Genomic DNA, 20,820 nt, shown 5'->3' on the forward strand with positions numbered 1-20,820 from the left:
GAGGAGAGTGCGGCCGCCGCCGAAAGCCTCAAAGACCAGGCCAAGCGGCTGGCGCAGGTGGTCGCGGTGTTCCGCGTGGAGGGCGCGCCGCAACCCGCCTGACTTGTCAGGCTGCGCCGGCCGCGGTTGCCGCGCGTCGCTCCCGCCAGCCGAGCCAGGCCAGGGCCGCGGCGAGCAGCGCCAGCGGCAGGAGCGATCCCAGGTTCAGCCAGCGCCAGCCCTGGGTGGTGACGAGCGCGCCCGACGCGAACGACGACAGGGCCAGGGTGGCAAAGGTCGCGAAGTTGATGGCCGCCTGCGCGCGGTCCTTTTCTTCGGGCCGCCAGGCCCGCAAAGCCAGCGTGGTGCTGCCGGTGAAGAGGAAGTTCCAGCCCACGCCCAGCAGGAACAGCGCGACGAGAAACTGGCTCACCGCCACGCCCGAGAGCGCGATCGCCACGCAGGCGATGTTCAGCGCCACGCCGACCGCCATGATGCGCAGCGCGCCGAAACGCTGGATCAGCCGGCCGGTGAAAAAGCCCGGGGCGAACATGCCGATGACGTGCCACTCCAGCACCAGCGCGGCGTCGTCGAACGGGTGGCCGCAGACCTGCATGGCCAGCGGCGTGGCGGCCATCAGAAGGTTCATGACGCCGTAGCCCAGCGCCGCCCCGGCCGCCGCCACGATGAACACCGGCTGCCGCACGATCTCCCCGAGCGGACGGCCCGGGCCGCTGCCGGCGCTGGCCGGCGGCGGCGGCGGAAAGCGCAGCGCGGCGATCACCGCGGCCGACAGCAGCGCGACCGCGGCCAGCGCGAGGTAGGCGCCGGCGAACGGGGCGTCGGTCAGCGTGCGCGTGTGGCTGGCGAGGTTGGGTCCCGCCACCGCGCCGACGAGGCCTCCGGCCAGCACCAGCGAGACCGCGCGCTCGCGCGCCGCCGGCGCCGCGAGTTCGGCCGCTGCGAAGCGGTAGAGCTGGGCGTTGGCGTTGTAATAGCCGGCCACCACCGTGGCCAGCACCAGCAGCTCAAACTGCCGCATCACCACCGCCAGCGCGCACAGCAGCGCCGACACGAAGGCCACCGCGGCGCCGGCGAGGAAGGCGCCGCGCCGCCCCAGGCGTTGCTGGCTGCGGGCCACCAGCGGCGTGGCCAGCGCGCCGCCGACCACGTAACCCATCACCGGCAGGGTGGCCATCCAGCCGGCCGGCGCGAGCGCCAGCCCGACCAGGCCATTGATGGCGATGAACACCACGTTGTTGGTGAGAAACAGGCCTTGCGCAGCGGCCAGCAGCCAGAGGTCGCGGTTCATGGGCCGGTTATAGCGCCGCGGGGCTTCCCCGGCGGTCCCGGCCGCGCCATGATGGCCGCATGAACGGGTTGGCGTGGCGACCGCGGGCGGCGCGGGTCGGTGGGCTGGGGTTGATGGGTCTGTTCGGACTCGTCTGGCCGCTGCTGGCCAGCGCGCTCGCGCCGGGCGAACACCGCTTCAACGTGACGCACGCGGGCGACACGCGCGAGGTGCGGGTGTACGTGCCGGCCGGCGCGCCGGCGCGGCCGGGCGTGGTGCTGGCCTTGCACGGCGGCGGCGGTTCGGCGGCGATCATGGCGCGCGACGGCCTGTACGGGCTGGTCAGCCAGTCGGAGCGCAGCGGCGACGTGCTGGTGTTTCCCAACGGCTTCAGCCGCTGGCCCGGCGGGCGGCTGGCCACCTGGAACGCCGGGCTGTGTTGCGGCGCGGCGCGTGAGCGGGGGGTGGACGATGTGGGCTTCGTGCGGGCGGTGCTGGCCGCGCTGCGCGAGCGGCTGCCGTACGACGAGCGCCGCGTGTACGCGATCGGCATGTCCAACGGCGCGATGCTGGCCCACCGGCTGGCCTGCGAGCTGCCGGGCGTGTTCGCGGCCATTGGCGCGGTGGCCGGCACCGACGGCACGCCGGCCTGCGTACCGGGCCGCCCGGTGTCGGTGCTGCAGATCCACGCCCGCGACGACGACCACGTGGCTTTTGACGGCGGACCGGGGCCGTCGTCGGTGGCCCGGGCCGACTTTGTGTCCGTGCCGGACACGGTGGCGAAGTGGGTGCGCGCGAACGGCTGCGCCGCGGTGCCGCAGCGCGTGCTGGAGGCGCCTGGCGCGGTGTGTGAACGGCACGCGTGTGCCGGCGGTACCGAGGTGCAGCTCTGCGTGACCGACACCGGCGGCCACGCGTGGCCGGGCGGACGCAAGGCCCTCGGCGGCGCGCCGGGGTCGACCGCCTTGTCGGCCAACGCGGTGATCTGGGATTTCTTCGCGCGCCATCCCGGCCCGCGGTGACGGTGCCCCCGCGGGGCCCGTGGGTGGCCCTCAGGCGATGGCCAGCGTGAGCGCGGCCAGGGCGGCGGTTTCCGCGCGCAGGACCCGCGCGCCCAGGTGCACCGGCGTCCAACCCGCGGCGCGCGCCCGCGCGTCCTCGGCGGGGCTCAGGCCGCCCTCCGGCCCGCTGAGGAACGCCACCGGCGCCCCGGCCGGCAGGCCCCCGAGCCAGCCGGCCAGCGGCTGGCTGCCCGGGGCGAGCGACAACACCGCGCGCGCCGCGTCGGGGCCGGGCTCAGCCAGCCAGTCGTCCAGGGCGACCACCGGCGCGACCGCCGGCACCCGGTTGCGTCCGCACTGCTCGCAGGCCGCCACCGCCACCGCGCGCCAGTGCGCCTGCTTGCGCTCAGCCCGTTCCCCGGCCAGCCGCAGCACGCCGTGCGCCGTCTGCACCGGCACCACCCGCGCCACGCCGAGCTCGGTGGCTTTCTCCACCAGCCAGTCCATGCGGTCGTTCGCCGGCATGCCGACCGCCAGCGTCACCGCCCGCGCGGCCTCGCGTTCCACCGGGTCGTGCGCCAGCGCGCGCACCACCACGTCGCTGCGCCCCATGCGCAGGACCTCGGCGCTCCATTCGCCACCCACGCCGTCGAACAGCGTGATGCGCGCGCCGGGCTGCAGCCGCAGCACCTGGACATGGCGCGCGGCGGTGGCCGGCAGCGCGAACTCGGCCGCCGGGCTCAGGGGGGTCTCGCAATGGAAGCGTGGCATGGCGGCGTGGTCAGGCGCTCAGGTGCGGCCGAAGGCCCAGCCGCTGGCCGCCTGCAGGCCCTCGACCTCGTCGATCAGCCGCAGCAGCGGTGCCAGCTCGCGGTAGCGGTGCGCGGTGGCGCGCAGGTAGCCAATGAAGCGCGGTGCGTCGGCGAGGTACTTGGGTTTGCCGTCGCGCAGCGTGAGACGGGCGAAGATGCCCGCGACCTTGAGGTGGCGCTGCAGGCCCATCCATTCCACCGCGCGGTAGAAGGCGCCGAAGTCGCTGTGCCAGTCCTCGAAGTCCATCAGACCGCGCTGCCGCGCCTGCTCCCAGTAGCGCACCGTCACGTCGATCACACGGTCTTCCTCCCAGCTGTGGAAGGCGTCGCGCATGAGGCTGGCGATGTCGTAGGTGATCGGCCCGTGCAGCGCATCCTGGAAATCCAGCACGGCCAGCGCGCGCGGATCACCGCCGCCGACGGGCGCGCTGGATGAGTCCGCCACCATGAGATTGCGCGGCATGTAGTCGCGGTGCACGTACACCGTGGGCATCGCCAGTACGCGCTGCACGATCAGGTCAAAGGTCTTCTGCAGGGTCGCTTGGTGCGCGTCGCTCAGCGTCAGGCCTTTGTGCTGCGTGAGGTACCAGTCCGGGAACAAGGCGAGCTCGCGCCGCAGCACCGCCTCGTCGTACGCCGGCAGCACGCCCGGCCGGCTGGCCGCCTGCCAGGTCAGCAGCGAAGCCACCGCGTCGCGGAAATGCGCGTCCACCGTGGCGGGCGCGGCGCCCTCCAGCGCGTCAAGCAGGGTCCGGTGGCCGAGATCGTCCAGCAGCAGAAAGCCCTGCGCCTCGTCCCAGGCCAGCACCTGCGGCACGCGCAGCCCGGCCTCGCGCATCAGCGCGGCGATCCGCACGAAGGGGCCGGTCTGCTCGTGGGTGGGCGGCGCGTCCATCACGATGGCGCTGCCGCCGGTGGCGGTGTCGAGCCGCAGGTAGCGCCGGAAGCTCGCGTCGGCCGACGCCGGGCGCAGGGTCTCGGGGCGCAGGCCGTGGGTGGCGGTCAGCGGGGCCAGCCAGGCCGCAAAGGCCGCTTCGCGCCGGGCATCGGCCCACGCGACGGGGGGGTGGGACGGGGTCATGGGGCTCGGGCCGCCCGCGCGGGGGGCCATAGGATAATGGCCGTCGATTCTACAAACGCGCCCCGCCAAGGCCCCCGCCGGCGGCCACCCCGTCCCGATCTCGCCGCCTTGAACGCCGCCCGTCCCGCTCCCGCCCCGGCCGACCCCGCGCCCCGACTGGCCCCGATTGCCCTGGCGGCGCTGGCCGCGTGCGTCTGGCTGGCGGCGACCCCGGCGCGCGCGCAGTCGGGCGACGGCGATGCCCCGCCCAGCGACGGTCCGTCGCTGCAGGCCAGCCCCGCCCTCACCGAGCAGCTGCCCGAGGCCGCGCGCTCGCAGGCGCCGACCTTCGTGCGCGGCGAGCGCATCGGCGGCCAGACCGAGGGCGTGACCATCGTCGAAGGTCAGGCCGAGCTGCGGCGCCACGACACCGTCATCCGCGCCGACCGCCTCACCTACGACCAGCGCACCGGCGACGCCACCGCCGAAGGCAACGTCCTGATCAACCGCCAGGGCGACCGCTTCACCGGCCCGGCCGTGCGGCTCAACGCCGAGACCTTTGAAGGCAGCTTCACCGAGCCCCGCATCGACCTGCTCAAAAGCGGCGGCCAGGGCGAGGCCAGCCGCCTCGACTTCATCGACGCCGACCACGCCGTGGCGCACGACGCGCGCTACTCGACCTGTCCCCGCGTGCCCGGGCAGGACTGGATGCCCGACTGGCTCGTGCGCGCCCGCAAGATCGAATTCGACAACGTGGAACAAACCGGCGCGGCCACCGCGGGCGTGCTGGAGTTCAAGGGCGTGCCGCTGCTGGGCGCGCCATACTTCACCTTCCCGCTGAGCGACGAGCGCAAGTCTGGCCTGCTGCCGCCCACGCTCAACCTCGACAACATCAGCGGCCTTGAGCTCACGCTGCCCTATTACCTCAACCTCGCGCCCAACCTCGACGCCACGCTCTACCCCACGCTGATGACCAAGCGCGGCGTGGACCTCGGCGCCGAGCTGCGCTACCTGCAGCCCACCCACAGCGGCTTCGTGCGCGGCGCCTTCCTGCCCAACGACCCGCTGCGCGACGCCAACCGCTGGGGCTACACGCTGCAGCACAACCAGACCCTGACCGACGCGCTCAACCGCCTCGGCGGCGGCGGCAGCGCCGCGCTTCGACTGAACCTCAACCGCGTCAGCGACGACGACTACTGGCGCGATTTCCCTCGCGCCTTCGGACCGCTCACCCAGCGCCTGCTGCCCGCCGACGCCGAGCTCAACTGGGGCCGCGACGCCTGGTCGTTCAGCGCCGGCGCTTACACCTGGCAAACCCTGCAGGACCCGGCCGCGCCCATCATTCCGCCGTACGACCGTGTGCCCTCGCTGGCGCTGCGCTACGCGCCCGGTGCGCTGCCCGCCGGCGCGCTGGCCGACTGGGCGCCGCGCTTCTCGGCCGAGGTCACGCGCTTCGAGGCCGACCCGCTGCTCACCGGGCAAACCAACGGCGAGCGCGCCATTGCGGTGGCCGAGATCAGCCGCCGCTGGCAGGCGCCGGGCTGGTTCATCGAGCCGCGCGCCCGGCTGCACGCCACCCACTACCGCTTCGACCGCCCGCTGGCCGACGGGGCGCGCAGCGCGCAGCGCGTGTTGCCCACCGTCAGCCTGGACAGCGGCCTCGTGTTTGAGCGACCCGCGGCGGTGTTCGGCCGCGACTTCGTGCAGACGCTCGAACCCCGCGCCTACTTCACCTGGACACCGTTTCGCGACCAGCGCCTGCTGCCCAACTACGACTCGGCCGCCACCGACTTCAACTTCGCCACGATCTTTGCCGACAACCCGTTCGGCGGCAGCGACCGCATCGCCGACACACGCGGCGTGACGGTCGGCGTGAGTTCGCGCCTGCTCGACCCGCGCGACGGCGCCGAGATCGTGCGGCTGGGTCTCGCGCAGCGCTACCTCCTGCGCGACCAGAACGTCTTCCTGCCCGGCGGCGCTCCGCTGACCGAGCGCTTCAGCGACCTGCTGCTGGCCGCCCGCGTGCAGTGGACGCCGCAGTGGCTGCTGGACACCAATTTCCAGTTCAACCCCACCACCAACGACTCGGTCCGCACCACGCTGGCCGCCCGCTACACGCCCGGCCCCTTCCGCGTGCTCAGCGCCGCCTACCGGCTGCAGCGCGGCACCAGCGAGCAGATTGACGTGGGCTGGCAGTGGCCGCTGGGCGACCTGATGGGCACGGCCAGCCGCACCGCCCTGCCCGGGCGCGGCCTGGGCCCCGGCCACTGGTACAGCGTGGGCCGCGTGAACTACAGCATGCCCGACCGCAAGGTCGTCGATCTCGTGGCGGGCTTTGAGTACGATGCCGGCTGCTGGGTGGGGCGCATCGTCGTCGAGCGGCTGCAGCGCAGCGCCGCCAGCGCCGCCCAGCGCATCCTCTTCCAGCTCGAATTCACCGGGTTCTCCCGCATCGGCTCCAACCCGCTGCAGACCCTGCGAGACAACGTGCCGCGCTACCAGTACCTGCGCGAAGAAATCAACCCGCCCAGCCGGTTCCAACGCCATGACTGACCGCCTCCGTCTCCCCCTTGCCGCCCTGGTCCTGGCCCTCTCCACGGCCGGCGTGGCCCACGCCCAGCTCCGGCTGGGCAACAGCGGCGCGGTGGCCGCGCCGCCGGCCAGCAGCACCGCCGGGCCTGCCCGTACCGCCGATTTCATCGTCGCCCTCGTCAACGCCGACCCGATCACCAACCACGAGGTGCGCGACCGCGTCGGCCGCATCGAGCAACAGCTCGCGCAGCGCGGGGGCCCGCGGCCGTCCCGCGAGGAGATCGCGCGCGAGGTGCTCGAAGGCCTGATCGCCGAGAAGGCCCAGTTGCAGCTCGCCACCGAGCTGGGTCTGCGCGTCACCGACGCCGAGGTGGACCAGGCCGAGCAGGCCGTCGCCGCGCAGAACCAGCTCAGCGTGGCCGAGTTCCGCCGCCGGCTCGCTGCGGAGGGCGTGATCGACCTCAACCGCCTGCGCGCTGAGCTGCGCAGCCAGCTTCTGTTGCAAAAAGTGCGGGAGCGCGAGGTGGACGCGCGCGTGCGCGTGACCGAGGCCGACATCGACGACTACCTGCGTGAGCAGCAGAGCCAGGCGGCCGACCCGGCGCAGCTCGAACTCAATCTGGCCCACGTGCTGGTGGCGGTGCCCGAAGGGGCGACGGAGGCGCGCGTGGCCGAGTTGCAGGCGCGCGCGCAGCGCGTGCTGGAGCGCGCCCGCGCCGGCGACGACTTCGGCGCGCTGGCGCGCGAGTTCTCCGACGCGCCCGAGCGCGTGCAGGGGGGCGTGTTCGGCCTCCGGCCCGCCACACGCCTGCCCGATCTGTTCGTCAACGCCACGCGCGCCCTGCCGGTGGGCGGCGTGGCCGGCGTGCTGCGCAGTGCGGCCGGCTTTCACGTGCTCAAGGTCGTCGACAAGCGCCAGCCCGGTGTGGCCACCAGCGTCACCCAGACCCGCGCCCGCCACATCCTGCTGCGCCCCACCGCGGGCCTGACCCAGGCGCAGGCGGTGGAGCGGCTCGCCGCGTTCCGGCAGCAGATCCTCGCCGGGCAGGCCTCCTTCGAGGCCTTGGCCCGCGAACACAGCGCCGACGGCTCGGCCGCCGGCGGCGGCGATCTCGGCTGGGCGGGACCGGGCCAGTTCGTGCCCGAGTTCGAACAGGCGATGGACGCGCTCAAGCCGGGCGACGTGTCGGCCCCGGTGGTGTCGCGCTTTGGCGTGCACCTCATCCGTGTGGACGAGCGCCGCCAGACCGCGCTCAGCGCCCGTGAGCAGCGCGACGCCGTGCGCGGCGCGGTCCGCGAGAAGAAGCTCGATGAGGCGCTCGACCTGTGGCTGCGCGACCTGCGCGCCCGCGCCTACGTCGAGTTGCGCGAGCCGCCGCAGCTGTGAAACACATCGCGCGCAAGCGCTTCGGCCAGCATTTCCTGACCGACACCGCCGTCATCGACGCCATCGTCGTCGCCATCGCGCCGCAACCCGGCGACCCGATGGTGGAAATCGGCCCCGGCCTGGCCGCGCTCACCCAGCCGCTGGTGGAGCGCCTGGGTCGCCTGACCGTGATCGAGCTCGACCGCGACCTGGCGGCCCGGTTGCGGGCACGCCCCGACCTGTCGGTCATCGAGTCCGACGTGTTGCGCGTCGACTTCCGCGCGCTGGCCGCCAGCCTGGGCCGCCGGTTGCGGGTGGTCGGCAACCTGCCCTACAACATCTCCACACCGATCCTCTTCCACCTGCTCGATCAGGTGGACGCGGTGGCTGACCAGTATTTCATGCTGCAGAAGGAAGTGATCGACCGCATGGTGGCCGCCCCCGCCACCGCGGATTACGGGCGTCTGTCGGTCATGTTGCAGTGGCGGTATGCGATGGAGAACGTGTTGTTCGTCCCGCCGCACGCCTTCGACCCGCCACCGCGGGTGGACAGCGCCGTGGTGCGCATGGTGCCGCTGGCCGACCCGCCGGCGATCGACGTGGCCCATTTCAGCGCCCTGGTCCAGACGGCCTTCAGCCAACGCCGCAAGATCCTGCGTCACACGCTGGGCCGGTGGCTGGAGGCGCGCAACGCGACAGGCAGCTTCGATCTCCAGCGCCGGGCCGAAGAGGTGCCGGTGAGCGAATACGTCAGTCTCGCCCAGCGCACGCAGGCATGAAAAAGCCGCGACCGGGGTCGCGGCTCATTCAGTGGCGCCACGGATCTGGCGCTGCCAGTCCGTTGGCGCCGCCCCCTTGAGGGGGTGACGCGCCGTCAGGCGCGGCGCGGAGGTGAGTCAATCAAGCCGCAGTCAACCAGTAGCCCGCGTTGAAGGGGCTGCTCATCCGCAGGGCCTGCGGGCTCACGTCCACGATCTTGTCGGTGGGCATCGGCTCGTCGCTCTGCACCTCGATCGGCTCCTCGCCTTGCGGCGTGCGGGCCACGGAGAACGAGTAGAAGCAGCGGAACGGAATCTTGCGGTCGCCCCAGTAGTCGGCGGCGTCGCGGAAGATGTCGAGCAGCTGCTCGCGCGCTTCCTTGTCGAACTTGCTGTGCGCCGGGATGTGCTCCAGCACGACGATGAAACCGGTCTGCGGGCCCGACTTGTGGACCAGGTCGGTCATGCAGTCGTACAGCGCGTCGAAGTTTTTGCCGAAGTGCGCCGGCAGCGTGTACTGGGCCGCGATCAGTTCCAGCACGTCCTGCTTGCTCTGGGCCTTGGCCAGGTTGGCGTACAGGAAGTGGTGGCCCAACTGCTCGGCCGCGGCCTGCAGGTCCTTGACCGCGAAGGCGCGGATCGACTGGACGATGTTGGTTCGAACGTTACGAAGTGGCGTGTCCATCTCCGTGTTTCTTTCCACTGTGAAGTTGCAAATCGGTTCTCGGGCCGGGGGTCACTGCACGATCAGCCGGAAGCTGGCGTAGTGGTCCTCGGTGTAATAACAGGCATCGGGTTTCGCCGGGCGCTCACCGCCGCACACGATCCGCCGGGCGCCCCGGTGTTTGAGTCCCGGGGTGGGCACGGTGTACTCGCGGTAATACCCGCGGGGATTGGCCGGAAGCAAACGCTCCCGGTTGAAAAACACCGTGCCATCTTTCTCGTAGCGGAACGGACCGCCCTGATGGATCTGCGCCAGCACCTCGCGGCCCTGCGGGGGCAGGGCCGACGCCGCCACCGTCGACGAGGCCACCGCAGTGGGCGCGTTGACGGCCGGGTCGGGGGTGCGGGCCTGCACCAGAATGGTGCCGATGGAGGCCGCCACCAACGCGGCGAACCCCGCCACAAGGCGGGATTTCAGGCCCCGGTGACCGGGGCGTCGGGGCCGCAGACCCATGAGGTTTCGTCGCTCCTGATGCGATCAACCCGCCGCCTTGGTGCCCCGATCGGGCGTCGAAGGGAGGCGGGTTAACCCTGAAATTCAAGCCGCGCAGTGTGCCCGAAGCGGCCGGGAAATGCAAGCGAATGCTGAAAATTTCAGCAGAAAAAGCGGGGCCTTGCGGCGTCTTAAGTTAGCGCCCGCTGTCGTAAATACCCTTACCGGGAGGCGTTTGCATCGGCCACGGTGAGGGCTGTCATGTTGACGATGCGGCGCACCGTGGCACTGGCGGTCAACACATGCACCGGCGCGGCCGCGCCGAGCAGCACCGGACCGATGGCGATGTTGCCGCCGGCGGCGGTTTTGAGCAGGTTGTAGGCGATGTTGGCCGCGTCGATGTCGGGCAGCACCAGCAGGTTGGCCACGCCCTTTAGGGTCGAGTTGGGCATGAGCGCGGCGCGGGCGACCGGGTCGAGCGCGACGTCGCCGTGCATCTCGCCGTCCACCTCCAGCCAGGGCGCCTGCTCGCGCAGCAGGGCCAGGGTGTCGCGCATCTTCTGGGCCGACGGGCGGTTGCTGGAGCCGAAGTTGGAATGCGACAGCAGGGCCACCTTGGGCTGCAGGCCGAAGCGCACCATTTCCTCGGCGGCCATGACGGTGATCTCGCAGAGCTGCTCGGGGGTGGGGTCGTGGTTGACGTGGGTGTCGACCAGGAAGACCTGGCGGCCGGGCAGCATGAGGCCGTTCATGCAGGCGTAGGTGCGCACGTCCTGCTGCGTGCTGGGGCTGCCGCCGGCGCGTTTGCCGATGACCTGGTCGATGTACTCCAGGTGGGTGTGGGTGGAGCCCCAGGTGCCGCAGATCAGGCCGTCGACCTCGCCTTTGTGCAGCAGCATCGCGCCGATCAGCGTCAGGCGCCGCCGCATTTCAATCTTGGCGAGCTGCTGGGTCACGCCCTTGCGCTCGGTCATGCGGTGGTAGGTCTGCCAGAAGTCGCGGTAGCGGTGGTCCTGTTCCACGTTGACGACGTCGTAGTCCAGCCCCTCCTTCAGGCGCAGGCCGAATTTGTCGATCCGCTGCGCGATGACGGCGGGTCGACCGATCAGGGTCGGGCGCGCGAGGCCTTCGTCCACCACGATCTGGCAGGCGCGCAGGACCCGCTCTTCCTCGCCTTCGGCGTAGGCCACGCGCTTGCGGGTGGCGACCTTCGCGGCGGCGAAGATGGGTTTCATGATCGTCCCGGAGGCGAACACGAAGCCCTGCAGCTTTTCCTTGTAGGCGGCCATGTCGGCCACCGGCCGCTGGGCCACGCCGCTGTCGGCCGCGGCCTGGGCCACGGCGGGCGCGATCTTCATCATCAGCCGCGGGTCAAACGGCTTGGGAATCAGGTACTCGGGGCCGAAGGCGAGTTTTTCGCCGGCGTAGGCCGCGGCCACCACCTCGCTCTGCTCGGCCTGCGCCAGGTCGGCAATCGCGTGCACCGCGGCGATTTCCATCGCATCGGTGATGGTGGACGCGCCCGCGTCGAGCGCGCCGCGGAAGATGTAGGGGAAACACAGGACGTTGTTGACCTGGTTCGGGTAGTCGGTGCGGCCGGTGGCCATCACCGCATCGTCGCGGACCGCTTTCACCTCTTCCGGCAGGATTTCCGGGGTCGGGTTGGCCAGCGCCAGAATCAGCGGGCGCGCCGCCATCTTCTGCACCATGGCGGGCTTGAGCACGCCACCGGCCGACAGGCCGAGGAAGATGTCCGCGCCCTCGATCACGTCGGTCAGGGTGCGCGCGCTGGTCTTCTGGGCGAACTGGATCTTGTCCTCGTCCATCAGCTCGGTGCGGCCCTCGTACACCACACCGGCGAGGTCGGTGACCCAGATGTTTTCGCGCGGCAGGCCCAGCTTCACCAGCAGGCCCAGACAGGCCAGTGCGGCCGCGCCGGCGCCGGAGGTCACCAGCTTGACCTGTTTGAGGTCCTTGCCCACCACCTTCAGGCCGTTGAGGATGGCCGCGCCGACGACGATGGCGGTGCCGTGCTGGTCGTCGTGGAAGACCGGGATCTTCATGCGTTCGCGCAGCTTGCGCTCCACGTAGAAGCAGTCCGGTGCCTTGATGTCTTCGAGGTTGATGCCGCCGAAGGTGGGTTCGAGCGCCGCGATGATCTCGACCAGCTTGTCCGGGTCCTTCTCGTTGATCTCGATGTCGAACACGTCGATGCCGGCGAACTTCTTGAACAGCACGCCCTTGCCTTCCATCACCGGCTTGGCGGCCAGCGGGCCAATGTCGCCCAGGCCCAGCACCGCGGTGCCGTTGGTGATGACGGCGACCAGATTGCCGCGGCTGGTGTAGCGCCAGGCGTTGGCCGGGTCGGCCACGATTTCCTCGCAGGGCGCCGCCACGCCAGGGGAATAGGCGAGGGCGAGGTCGCGCTGGTTGATCAGCTGCTTGGTCGCCGCGATCGCCACCTTGCCCGGCGTGGGCCGCTCGTGGTAGTCGAGGGCGGCACGGCGCAGCTCGGCGCGTTTGTTCTCCGGGGTGTTCTCGCTCATGGTGTCTCCGTCGGCGTTTTCTGCGATGTGAAAGCGGCCTTCGCATTCTAAGTGGCGCCCCGGGAAAACCCCAGTCCGTAATCCTGCGCATGCGGTGGCGTCGCTTGTGACCGCGGCGGAGGTAATCGGTTCGTGATCCGAAAAGATCCCACCACCAGCGAGGACTTTGCAAATGAGAATTGTTCTCATATGATGGCCTCATCGCGTCACCGGAGCTGCCATGAAACCGACCTCCCGCCACACCGACGAAGAATGGGTGCTGCCATCCAGCGAGGCCCTGCTGGCCGGGACGCTGGCCCTCATGACGGGCTGTGCCCAGCACAGCGGTCCCCACGCGCAGCGCGAGTTGATGGCCGGCAAGGTCGTGGCCAACCTCACCGAGCTGGCCCGGCACCCCGACCTGTCGCCGACGCTGCGCCAGTTGCTCAGCCGCTTGAGCGAGCGCTGGCTGATGGAGCTGCGCAGCGACGCGCCCGCCTCGCCGTGGGTGGTGTCCATGCCCGCGCCGAGCACGGTGCAGTAACAGGCCCGCGCTAGCGGAGGTGTTTGAACCGCTTCGCGGCGAAGGCCTCGTCCACGCGCAGCCCGCGTGGGCCGGGTTGCAGCGCAAAGCGATCGCCGGCCTGCACGGGGCCGGCCTGGTCCACCGCCAGGTAGAAGCCGCTGCAGCGGGCCTCCATCATGCGCCGCCCCGCGTCCGGCAGGCCCATCACGGCGTTGAATTTGAAGCAGGGTTCGCGCGGGGCGGTCACCCGCAGCACCCAGCCGGGCCCGATCAGGCGGTCGCCGATCCACACCTCGTGTTCGCGCAGGCCCTCGATGCTCAGGTTCTCGCCGAAGGCGCCGCAGGACAGCGGCGCGTCAAACAAGCCGCCGCGCGCGGCGGTCCAGAACGCATGGTGTTCCACCGGATAGGCGTACACCGCCTTGTCGAGCCCGCCGTGGACCGACAGGTCGGCCTGCTCGTCGCCGGCCAGCCCGAGCGGGCCGAGGGCGACCGGGCCGTCGACCGCGCGCTTGTAGATGCCGGAGAGGAAACGACGGCCGCCCACCGCCAGAGGCGCGGCGCGCCCGACATTGACGCTGACCACCCGCATCGCGGCCGCGGCCTCAGCCGCGCATCAGCGCTTCGATCGCGTCCGGCTCCACCGGCACGTCGCGCGTGATGAGCTCGCAGCCGGTGGCGGTCAAGATGGCGTCGTCCTCGATGCGGATGCCCAGATTCCAGAAGGCCTCGGGCACATCGGCCGCCGGGCGCACGTACAGCCCGGGCTCGATGGTCAGCGCCATACCCGGCCGCAGCACGCGGCTGGGCCGGTCCTTGATCGTCTCGCCGCTGAGCGGGTCGCGCCGCTCGCTCACGGCGCCGATCTCGCCCGGCTCCACATAACTGCCGCAGTCGTGCACATCCATGCCAAGCCAGTGGCCGGTGCGGTGCATGTAAAAGCGGAAATAGTGGCGCTGCGCGATCACGTCGTCGACGCCGCCGACCACGTCGCGCCGGAGCAGGCCAAGGTCAAGCAGGCCCTGCGACAGCACGCGCACGGTGGCCTCGTGGGGATCGGTGAAGCGCGCGCCAGCCCGCGTGGCGGCCACGGCCGCGTCCTGGCTGGCCAGCACCAGCGCGTACAGGTCGCGCTGCGGCCCGGTGAAGCGGCCGTTGGCGGGGAAGGTGCGCGTGATGTCGCTGGCATAGCCGTCGAGCTCGCAGCCGGCGTCGATCAACACCAGCTCGCCATCGCGCACCGGCGCGGCGTCGGCGCGGTAGTGAAGCACGCAGGCGTTCGCGCCGGCCGCCACGATGGAGCTGTAGGCGGGGTACTGCGAGCCGCCGAGGCGGAACTCGTGCAGCAGCTCGGCATCGAGGTGGTATTCCCGCACGTCCTGCCCGGCGCGCAGCATGGCTGCGCAACGCTGCATCGCCCGCACGTGGGCGCGCGCGCTGATCTGCGCGGCCCGGCGCATCACGGCCTGCTCATGCGCGTCCTTGATCAAGCGCATCTCGTCGAGCACGTGGCACAGGTCGTGCTGGGTCGACGGGCACAGCGCACCAAAGCGCACCCGCGCCCGCACCTTCTGCAACCAGCCGTCCACCCGAGCCTGCAGCCCGTCGTGGATGGCGAAAGGCAGCCAGACGGCGCTGCGGTTCTCCAGCAGGCCGGGCAGGCGCTGCTCCAGCTCCGCGACCGAGAACGCTTCGTCCACCCCCAGCGCGCCCGGCGCGGCCTCGGGACCCAGGCGGATGCCGTCCCAGATCTCGCGCTCGAGGTCCTTGGGCTGGCAAAAGAGCGTGCTGCGGCCCTCGGCCGTGATCACCAGCCAGGCGTGGGGCTCGGTGAAGCCGGTCAGGTAATAGAAATAGCTGTCGTGCCGGTAGAGAAAGTCGCTGTCGCGGTTGCGCGCGCGCTCGGGCGCGGTGGGCACGATGGCGATGCCGCCGGGGCCGAGTTGCGCGGCCACGCGGGCGCGGCGCTCGGCGTAAAGGGAAAACGGGGTGCGGGCGTCCATGCGCGCATTGTGGCGGCAAGCGCCGCGCCGCGCGATGCGCGTGGCCTTGTGCGCCGGGCCACCCCGGCGATTCAGGGCGCTGTCCCCCGAGGGCTCAGGCGTTGAGGGCGGCCAGGCGCTCGGGCGTGCCCACGTCCGTCCACGGCCCGGTGTACAGCGTGGCGCGCACACGACCGGCGTCCATCGCCCGGCGCAGCAGCGGCGCCAGCGGCGCCACCACGCCCTGGGGATTCCCGGCCGGGATGTCGCACCAGGGCGCTTCGAACAGCGCGCGCCGGTACAGGCCGATGGTGCTGAAAGTGAAGCGTGGCGAGCCGCCGTTGAGGGCCTGCCCGTCAGCGCTCAGGCCGAAATCGCCGCTCGGGTGGTGCGCCGGGTTCGGCACGAGCCACAGGTGCGCCAGTGCGCCGTCGGCCAGCAGCGCCGCCGGATCGGCCGCGGCGAAGTCGAACGCGGGCGCGAACACGTCGCCGGCCACCACCCAGAACAGGTCGCCCAGCGCCGGCAGCGCGCGCACCACGCCGCCCAGCGTTTCCAGCGCGTCGCCGAAATCGGCGCCTTCGCGCGACAGCGTGAGCGCCAGGCCGGGACGCTGCGCGGCCCACTCGGTGGCGAAGCCTTCAATCTGAGCGCCGAGCCACGCGGTGTTCACCGCCAAGCGCGTCACCCCGGCGCGCACCAGCGCATCCATCGGCCACTGCATCAGCGGCCGCCCGCGCACCGCCAGCAGCGGCTTGGGCGTGTGGTCGGTCAGCGGGCGCATGCGGCTGCCGCGGCCGGCGGCCAGCACCAGGGCGGCCGCGGCGGCGTTCGGGAGGGGCTCGGTCATGGGTCGGTGATTATCGGCGCCGGCCGATAAAATCCCGGGTTTCGCGCCACGCCGCCACCCGCGGCCTCCTCCGCTCACCCCGCCCACCCCGCGCCGACCCTGCGCCCACCCCGCATCCCCGCCATGCCCGACGCCAACCCCACCCCCGCCGCCGTGACCCCCCAGACCCAGGCCAACGCCATCCGCGCGCTGGCGATGGACGCGGTGCAGGCCGCCAACTCCGGTCACCCGGGCGCGCCCATGGGCATGGCCGACATCGCGGTGGCGCTGTGGGGCCGCCATCTCAAGCACAACCCGACCCACCCGCTGTGGGCCGACCGCGACCGCTTCGTGCTGTCCAACGGCCACGGCTCGATGCTCATCTACGCGCTGCTGCACCTCACCGGCTACGACCTGCCGATCCAGGAACTCAAGAACTTCCGCCAGCTGCACAGCAAGACCGCCGGCCACCCCGAGGTCGGCATCACCCCCGGCGTGGAGACCACCACCGGCCCGCTCGGCCAGGGCATCACCAACGCGGTCGGCATGGCGCTGGCCGAAAAGCGGCTGGCCGCCGAATTCAACCGCCCCGGCCACACGGTGGTCGACCACCACACCTACGTCTTCCTGGGTGACGGTTGCCTGATGGAAGGCATCAGCCACGAGGCCTGCGCCCTGGCCGGCGCGTGGAAGCTCAACAAGCTGATTGCGCTGTACGACGACAACGGCATTTCCATCGACGGCCAGGTCACGCCCTGGTTCATCGACAACACCGCGCTGCGCTTCGCCGCGTACGGCTGGAACGTGATCGGTCCGGTGGACGGCCACAACGTGGACGCCGTGGACCGCGCCATCGCCGACGCCCGCGCCCACGCCGACGCGCCCACGCTGATCATCTGCAAGACCCACATCGGCAAAGGCAGCCCGAACCGCGCCAACACCGCCAAGGCCCACGGCGAACCCCTGGGTGCCGCCGAGATCGCCCTGACCCGCGAAGCGTTGGGCTGGCCGCACGCGCCCTTTGAGATCCCCGCCGAGGTGTACGCCGCGTGGGACGCGCGTGCCGCCGGTCAGGCCCGCGAAGACCGCTGGAATGCCGCCTTTGCCGCCTACGAGGCCGCGCACCCCGCGCTCGCTGCGGAATTCCGCCGCCGCATGGCCGGCGAGCTGCCGGCCGCGTTTGCGCAGACCGCGGTCGACGCGGCCGTGGCCGCGCACACCAAGGCCGAGACCGTGGCCACCCGCAAGGCCAGCCAGATCGCGCTGGAGCACTTCACCGCTACCCTGCCGGAGTTGCTGGGCGGCAGCGCCGACCTCACCGGCTCCAACCTCACCAACACCAGCCACACCCCCGCGCTGCGCGTGAACCTCGGCGGCGATGTCGTGGCCGACGAGCAGGGTCGCCTGGGCCGCCACATCAACTACGGCGTGCGCGAGTTCGGCATGGCCGCCATCATGAACGGCGTGGCGCTGCACGGCGGTTTCATTCCCTACGGCGGCACCTTCCTCACCTTCAGCGACTACTCGCGCAACGCCATCCGCATGGCCGCGCTGATGAAGCAGCGGGTGATCCACGTGTTCACCCACGACTCCATCGGCCTGGGCGAAGACGGCCCTACCCACCAGTCCATCGAACACGCGGCCAGCCTGCGCCTGATTCCCAACCTCGACGTCTGGCGCCCCGCGGACACGGCCGAGACCGCCGTGGCCTGGGCGGTGGCGCTGGAGAACCGCCAGCGTCCGACCGCGCTGCTGCTGTCGCGCCAGAACCTTCCGTACGCGCCCAAGAAAGACCTCAGCGACATCGCCAAGGGCGCCTATGTGCTCGCCGAGCCGGCCGAGGTGGGCCTCAAGAAGAAGGCGCAGGCGGTGATCATCGCCACCGGCTCCGAAGTGCAGCTGGCCCTCAAGGCCCAGGAGCGCCTGGCCCGCGAACACGGCATCGCCGTGCGCGTGGTCTCCATGCCCAGCACCACCGCCTTCGACCGCCAGAGCGTGGCCTACAAGAAGTCCGTGCTGCCCGCCGGCCTGCCGCGCGTGGCGGTGGAAATGGGCTCCACCGACGGCTGGTGGAAGTACGGCGTGGCGGCCGTGGTCGGCATCGACACCTACGGCGAATCTGCCCCGGCGCCGGTGCTGTTCCAGCACTTCGGCTTCACCGACCAGAACGTGGCGGACACGGTGCGCGCCGTGCTCGCGAAGTGATCAACCCCCATTGACCAACCCCTCCAGGAGAGACCCGACATGACCATCAAGATCGGCATCAACGGCTTCGGCCGCATCGGCCGCAACGTGCTGCGCAGCGCCATCCAGAACTTCGCCGACATCGAGGTGGTGGCCATCAACGACCTGCTGGAGCCGGATTACCTGGCGTACATGCTGCAGTACGACAGCGTGCACGGCCGTTTCAAGGGCACGGTCAGCGTCGAGGGCAACACCCTCATCGTCAACGGCAAGAAGATCCGCCTGACCCAGGAGCGCGACCCGGCCAACCTGAAATGGAACGAGGTCGGCGCCGATGTCGTGATCGAGTCCACCGGCCTGTTCCTGGACAAGGTCACCGCCCAGAAGCACCTGGACGCCGGCGCCAAGAAGGTCATCCTGTCGGCGCCCAGCAAGGACGACACGCCCATGTTCGTGTACGGCGTCAACCACGACACCTACCAGGGCGAGGCCATCATCTCCAACGCCTCCTGCACCACCAACTGCCTGGCCCCGATCGCCAAGGTGCTCCACGACAGGTGGGGCATCAAGCGCGGCCTGATGACCACCGTGCACGCCGCCACCGCCACGCAGAAAACCGTGGACGGCCCGTCCAACAAAGACTGGCGCGGCGGCCGCGGCATCCTGGAAAACATCATCCCCAGCTCCACCGGCGCGGCCAAGGCCGTGGGCGTGGTGATCCCCTCGCTCAACAAGAAGCTCACCGGCATGTCCTTCCGCGTGCCCACCTCCGACGTGTCCGTCGTGGACCTGACCGTCGAGCTGGACAAGCCGGCCACGTACGAGGAGATCAAGGCCGAGATGAAGGCCCAGTCCGAAGGCGCGCTCAAGGGCGTGCTCGGCTACACCGAGGACAAGGTCGTGGCCACCGATTTCCGCGGCGACACCCGCACCTCCATCTTCGACGCCGACGCCGGCATCGCGCTGGACGGCACCTTCATCAAGGTGGTGAGCTGGTACGACAACGAGTGGGGCTACTCCAACAAGTGCCTGGAGATGGTTCGCGTCGTCGCCAAGTAAGCACACGCTCACTCATCGATCAGGGCGCCCTCGGGCGCCCTTTTTCATGGCCGCGGTCCCGTGGCACCGCCGGCCGCGGCGGGCCGCCCCATCCGCGTCGCGCGTCGCCTGCGGGACGGCCCTGATCTTGCAGAATAGACCGACTGGTCTATAGAATCGCGCCATGCCCACCGAACCGCCCCCGGCCTCCCGCGCCACCGGCACCCGCGAGCGCCTGATCGCCGCCATGACCGACGCCCTGCGCACCCGCGGGCTGCACGGCGTGGGGCTCAACGAGCTGCTGCAGACCGCCGGCGCGCCGAAAGGCGTGCTGTACCACCACTTTCCGGGCGGCAAGACCGAACTGGCCATCGCCGCCATCGACGCCGTCGTCGACCGCATGGCCGAGGGCCTGGACCGCCTGCTCGCCAGCCAGCCCGACCCGCTCGTCGCCACCCGCGCCTGGCTGGCCGGCGCCACCCGACGGCTCAGCGACAGCGGTTTTGAGTCCGGCTGCCCGCTGGCCACGGTCTCGCTGGAGTCCACGGCCGACGACGCCGCCCTGCGCGCCGCGCTGGCCCGCGCCTTCACCCGCCTGCGCGAGCGCATCGCCGCGGCGCTGCTCGCCAGCGGCGTGCCCGCGCCCCGCGCCAGCGGGCTGGCGGCCCTGATCGTGGCCGCCTACGAAGGCGGCCTGCTGCAGGCCCGGGTCGCCCAGAGCACCGAGCCCCTCGACGCCGTCACCGGCACCCTGCTGGCCCTGCTCGGCGACCCGTCCCACCGTCCCACCCCACCGACCCCCGGAGGACCGACATGAACCCGATGCCCCTGCACGACACCCCCCACGACCCGGAGGCGGTCCGCGTCGAGCGCCTGACCCTCATGGCCGCCGACGGCTATGCGCTGGCCGCGCGCCGCTACCACAGCCCGGTGACGCCCCGCGCCCACCTCGTGATCGGCGGCGCGACGGCCGTGCCTCAGGGCTTCTATCAGCGCTTCGCCCGCCACGCGGCCGCCCGCGGCATCGACGTGCTGACGCTGGACTACCGCGGCATCGGCGATTCCGCACCCGGCAGCCTCAAGGGCTTTCGCATGAACTACCTCGACTGGGGGCGGCTGGACCTGGCCGCGGGCGTCGCCCACATGCGCCAGCCCGGCACCCCGCTGTGGCTGGTCGGCCATTCCTACGGTGGCCACGCGCTGGGCCTGCTGCCCCACCCCGAGTGGGTGGACGCGGCCTACACCTTTGCCACCGGCGCCGGCTGGCACGGCTGGATGCCGCCGTTGGAGCGGCTGCGCGTGCAGTTCATGTGGCATGTGCTGGGCCCGCTGATGACCCGCGCCGCGGGCTACCTGCCCTGGAGCAAGCTCGGCATGGGCGAGGACCTGCCGCTGGACGTCTACCGGCAATGGCGCCACTGGTGCCGCTTTCCGCGCTACTTCTTCGACGACCCGCAGATGCGCGAGATCACGGCCCGGTTCGACGCGGTGCGCTTCCCCATCGCCGCGGCCAACGCGCTGGACGACGCCTGGGCGCCGCCCGCTTCGCGCGACGCGTTCATGGCCGGTTACCGGCAAGCCGCTGTGCACGCCGTGACCATCGACCCGCGCCGCAGCGGCCTGGGTCCGATCGGCCACATGGGCTACTTCCGGCCGCGCGCGCGGCCCCTGTGGGACGCCGCGCTGGCCTGGTTCGACGCCCGCCCTGTGGCCGCCGGGTAACAAAGACCGACCCGCGTGTCTTTTTTCGGCATCGGTCGGGGGGCGGCGGTGTTACAAGA

At 71.3% G+C, this 20,820-nt stretch carries 17 protein-coding genes and 1 pseudogene; 9 read left to right on the forward strand and 9 right to left on the reverse strand.

The features are described from left to right. Positions 1 to 106: 106 nt before the first annotated feature. Positions 107 to 1,291, reverse strand: a complete 1,185-nt coding sequence (locus AC2D80_RS14405) for an MFS transporter (protein ID WP_484633727.1) — start codon at positions 1,289 to 1,291, stop codon at positions 107 to 109. A gap of 59 nt (positions 1,292 to 1,350) precedes the next feature. On the opposite strand from AC2D80_RS14405, the gene AC2D80_RS14410 reads away from it, so the two are divergent. Continuing rightward, positions 1,351 to 2,292, forward strand: a complete 942-nt coding sequence (locus AC2D80_RS14410) for a CE1 family esterase (RefSeq protein ID WP_484633728.1) — start codon at positions 1,351 to 1,353, stop codon at positions 2,290 to 2,292. A gap of 30 nt (positions 2,293 to 2,322) precedes the next feature. Here AC2D80_RS14410 and AC2D80_RS14415 read toward each other — a convergent pair whose 3' ends face one another. Both AC2D80_RS14415 and AC2D80_RS14420 read right to left on the reverse strand, forming a co-directional pair. Beyond that, positions 2,323 to 3,042, reverse strand: a complete 720-nt coding sequence (locus AC2D80_RS14415) for a 16S rRNA (uracil(1498)-N(3))-methyltransferase (RefSeq protein WP_484633729.1) — start codon at positions 3,040 to 3,042, stop codon at positions 2,323 to 2,325. Positions 3,043 to 3,060: 18 nt separating this feature from the next. Beyond that, on the reverse strand, positions 3,061 to 4,164 hold the full coding sequence (locus AC2D80_RS14420; protein ID WP_484633730.1) for an aminoglycoside phosphotransferase family protein: 1,104 nt from the start codon (positions 4,162 to 4,164) through the stop codon (positions 3,061 to 3,063). Positions 4,165 to 4,200: 36 nt separating this feature from the next. On the opposite strand from AC2D80_RS14420, the gene AC2D80_RS14425 reads away from it, so the two are divergent. From AC2D80_RS14425 to rsmA, 3 genes are read left to right on the forward strand one after another with little or no spacing between them, the layout of a single operon-like run. Next, positions 4,201 to 6,696: an LPS-assembly protein LptD gene (locus AC2D80_RS14425; RefSeq protein ID WP_484633731.1), complete on the forward strand. Its 2,496-nt coding sequence runs from the start codon at positions 4,201 to 4,203 to the stop codon at positions 6,694 to 6,696. Then, positions 6,689 to 8,062, forward strand: a complete 1,374-nt coding sequence (locus tag AC2D80_RS14430; RefSeq protein ID WP_484633732.1) for a peptidylprolyl isomerase — start codon at positions 6,689 to 6,691, stop codon at positions 8,060 to 8,062. Before AC2D80_RS14425 ends, AC2D80_RS14430 begins: the two co-directional genes overlap by 8 nt. Beyond that, entirely contained in the window at positions 8,059 to 8,820 is a 762-nt protein-coding gene (gene rsmA / locus AC2D80_RS14435; RefSeq protein ID WP_484633733.1) for a 16S rRNA (adenine(1518)-N(6)/adenine(1519)-N(6))-dimethyltransferase RsmA, read from the forward strand. Before AC2D80_RS14430 ends, rsmA begins: the two co-directional genes overlap by 4 nt. 268 nt (positions 8,821 to 9,088) lie before the next feature. On the opposite strand, the pseudogene AC2D80_RS14440 reads toward rsmA, so the two are convergent. The 3 genes and pseudogenes from AC2D80_RS14440 to AC2D80_RS14450 all read right to left on the reverse strand — a co-directional run. Next, positions 9,089 to 9,484, reverse strand: a pseudogene (locus tag AC2D80_RS14440) (barstar family protein); the annotation flags it as partial. 51 nt (positions 9,485 to 9,535) lie between these two features. After that, positions 9,536 to 9,925 carry a guanyl-specific ribonuclease gene (locus AC2D80_RS14445; RefSeq protein ID WP_484633734.1) on the reverse strand — a complete coding sequence of 130 codons (390 nt, stop codon included), beginning with the start codon at positions 9,923 to 9,925 and terminating at the stop codon, positions 9,536 to 9,538. A gap of 251 nt (positions 9,926 to 10,176) precedes the next feature. Further along, entirely contained in the window at positions 10,177 to 12,501 is a 2,325-nt protein-coding gene (locus AC2D80_RS14450; RefSeq protein ID WP_484633735.1) for an NADP-dependent malic enzyme, read from the reverse strand. 220 nt (positions 12,502 to 12,721) lie between these two features. Between AC2D80_RS14450 and AC2D80_RS14455 the strand changes: the two genes are divergently transcribed. Continuing rightward, positions 12,722 to 13,024 carry a hypothetical protein gene (locus AC2D80_RS14455; protein ID WP_484633736.1) on the forward strand — a complete coding sequence of 101 codons (303 nt, stop codon included), beginning with the start codon at positions 12,722 to 12,724 and terminating at the stop codon, positions 13,022 to 13,024. Between the two features lie 10 nt (positions 13,025 to 13,034). Here the strand turns inward: AC2D80_RS14455 and AC2D80_RS14460 are convergent, their stop codons facing one another. The 3 genes from AC2D80_RS14460 to AC2D80_RS14470 form a co-directional block, all read right to left on the reverse strand. Continuing rightward, complete coding sequence (locus AC2D80_RS14460) at positions 13,035 to 13,598, reverse strand: MOSC domain-containing protein (RefSeq protein WP_484633737.1); 564 nt, start codon at positions 13,596 to 13,598, stop codon at positions 13,035 to 13,037. A gap of 13 nt (positions 13,599 to 13,611) precedes the next feature. Further along, entirely contained in the window at positions 13,612 to 15,009 is a 1,398-nt protein-coding gene (locus AC2D80_RS14465) for an aminopeptidase P N-terminal domain-containing protein (RefSeq protein WP_484633738.1), read from the reverse strand. Between the two features lie 94 nt (positions 15,010 to 15,103). Beyond that, positions 15,104 to 15,838, reverse strand: coding sequence for a sugar phosphate nucleotidyltransferase (locus tag AC2D80_RS14470; RefSeq protein ID WP_484633739.1), 735 nt, complete (start codon positions 15,836 to 15,838; stop codon positions 15,104 to 15,106). Positions 15,839 to 15,961: 123 nt separating this feature from the next. Here AC2D80_RS14470 and tkt point away from each other — a divergent pair, with 123 nt between their 5' ends. The 4 genes from tkt to AC2D80_RS14490 all read left to right on the forward strand — a co-directional run bounded on the left by tkt (position 15,962) and on the right by AC2D80_RS14490 (position 20,761). Further along, a complete protein-coding gene (gene tkt / locus AC2D80_RS14475; RefSeq protein ID WP_484633740.1) occupies positions 15,962 to 18,022 on the forward strand; it encodes a transketolase in 2,061 nt (686 codons plus the stop codon). 39 nt (positions 18,023 to 18,061) lie between these two features. Next, on the forward strand, positions 18,062 to 19,060 hold the full coding sequence (gene gap / locus AC2D80_RS14480) for a type I glyceraldehyde-3-phosphate dehydrogenase (protein WP_484633741.1): 999 nt from the start codon (positions 18,062 to 18,064) through the stop codon (positions 19,058 to 19,060). Positions 19,061 to 19,223: 163 nt separating this feature from the next. After that, positions 19,224 to 19,856: a TetR/AcrR family transcriptional regulator gene (locus AC2D80_RS14485; RefSeq protein WP_484633742.1), complete on the forward strand. Its 633-nt coding sequence runs from the start codon at positions 19,224 to 19,226 to the stop codon at positions 19,854 to 19,856. After that, positions 19,853 to 20,761 carry an alpha/beta hydrolase family protein gene (locus AC2D80_RS14490; protein ID WP_484633743.1) on the forward strand — a complete coding sequence of 303 codons (909 nt, stop codon included), beginning with the start codon at positions 19,853 to 19,855 and terminating at the stop codon, positions 20,759 to 20,761. The genes AC2D80_RS14485 and AC2D80_RS14490 overlap by 4 nt, the downstream gene beginning before the upstream one ends. Positions 20,762 to 20,820: the final 59 nt, after the last annotated feature.

Source organism: Hydrogenophaga sp. T66, from assembly GCF_057219855.1.

What these genes read in the sequence shown, in the direction of transcription:
- AC2D80_RS14405 (WP_484633727.1), bottom strand. Translation starts at nt 1,291, where the DNA reads ATGAACCGCGACCTCTGGCTGCTGGCCGCTGCGCAAGGCCTGTTTCTC.
- AC2D80_RS14410 (WP_484633728.1), top strand. Translation starts at nt 1,351, where the DNA reads ATGAACGGGTTGGCGTGGCGACCGCGGGCGGCGCGGGTCGGTGGGCTG.
- AC2D80_RS14415 (WP_484633729.1), bottom strand. Translation starts at nt 3,042, where the DNA reads ATGCCACGCTTCCATTGCGAGACCCCCCTGAGCCCGGCGGCCGAGTTC.
- AC2D80_RS14420 (WP_484633730.1), bottom strand. Translation starts at nt 4,164, where the DNA reads ATGACCCCGTCCCACCCCCCCGTCGCGTGGGCCGATGCCCGGCGCGAA.
- AC2D80_RS14425 (WP_484633731.1), top strand. Translation starts at nt 4,201, where the DNA reads ATGGCCGTCGATTCTACAAACGCGCCCCGCCAAGGCCCCCGCCGGCGG.
- AC2D80_RS14430 (WP_484633732.1), top strand. Translation starts at nt 6,689, where the DNA reads ATGACTGACCGCCTCCGTCTCCCCCTTGCCGCCCTGGTCCTGGCCCTC.
- AC2D80_RS14450 (WP_484633735.1), bottom strand. Translation starts at nt 12,501, where the DNA reads ATGAGCGAGAACACCCCGGAGAACAAACGCGCCGAGCTGCGCCGTGCC.
- AC2D80_RS14455 (WP_484633736.1), top strand. Translation starts at nt 12,722, where the DNA reads ATGAAACCGACCTCCCGCCACACCGACGAAGAATGGGTGCTGCCATCC.
- AC2D80_RS14460 (WP_484633737.1), bottom strand. Translation starts at nt 13,598, where the DNA reads ATGCGGGTGGTCAGCGTCAATGTCGGGCGCGCCGCGCCTCTGGCGGTG.
- AC2D80_RS14465 (WP_484633738.1), bottom strand. Translation starts at nt 15,009, where the DNA reads ATGGACGCCCGCACCCCGTTTTCCCTTTACGCCGAGCGCCGCGCCCGC.
- AC2D80_RS14470 (WP_484633739.1), bottom strand. Translation starts at nt 15,838, where the DNA reads ATGACCGAGCCCCTCCCGAACGCCGCCGCGGCCGCCCTGGTGCTGGCC.
- tkt (WP_484633740.1), top strand. Translation starts at nt 15,962, where the DNA reads ATGCCCGACGCCAACCCCACCCCCGCCGCCGTGACCCCCCAGACCCAG.
- gap (WP_484633741.1), top strand. Translation starts at nt 18,062, where the DNA reads ATGACCATCAAGATCGGCATCAACGGCTTCGGCCGCATCGGCCGCAAC.
- AC2D80_RS14485 (WP_484633742.1), top strand. Translation starts at nt 19,224, where the DNA reads ATGCCCACCGAACCGCCCCCGGCCTCCCGCGCCACCGGCACCCGCGAG.
- AC2D80_RS14490 (WP_484633743.1), top strand. Translation starts at nt 19,853, where the DNA reads ATGAACCCGATGCCCCTGCACGACACCCCCCACGACCCGGAGGCGGTC.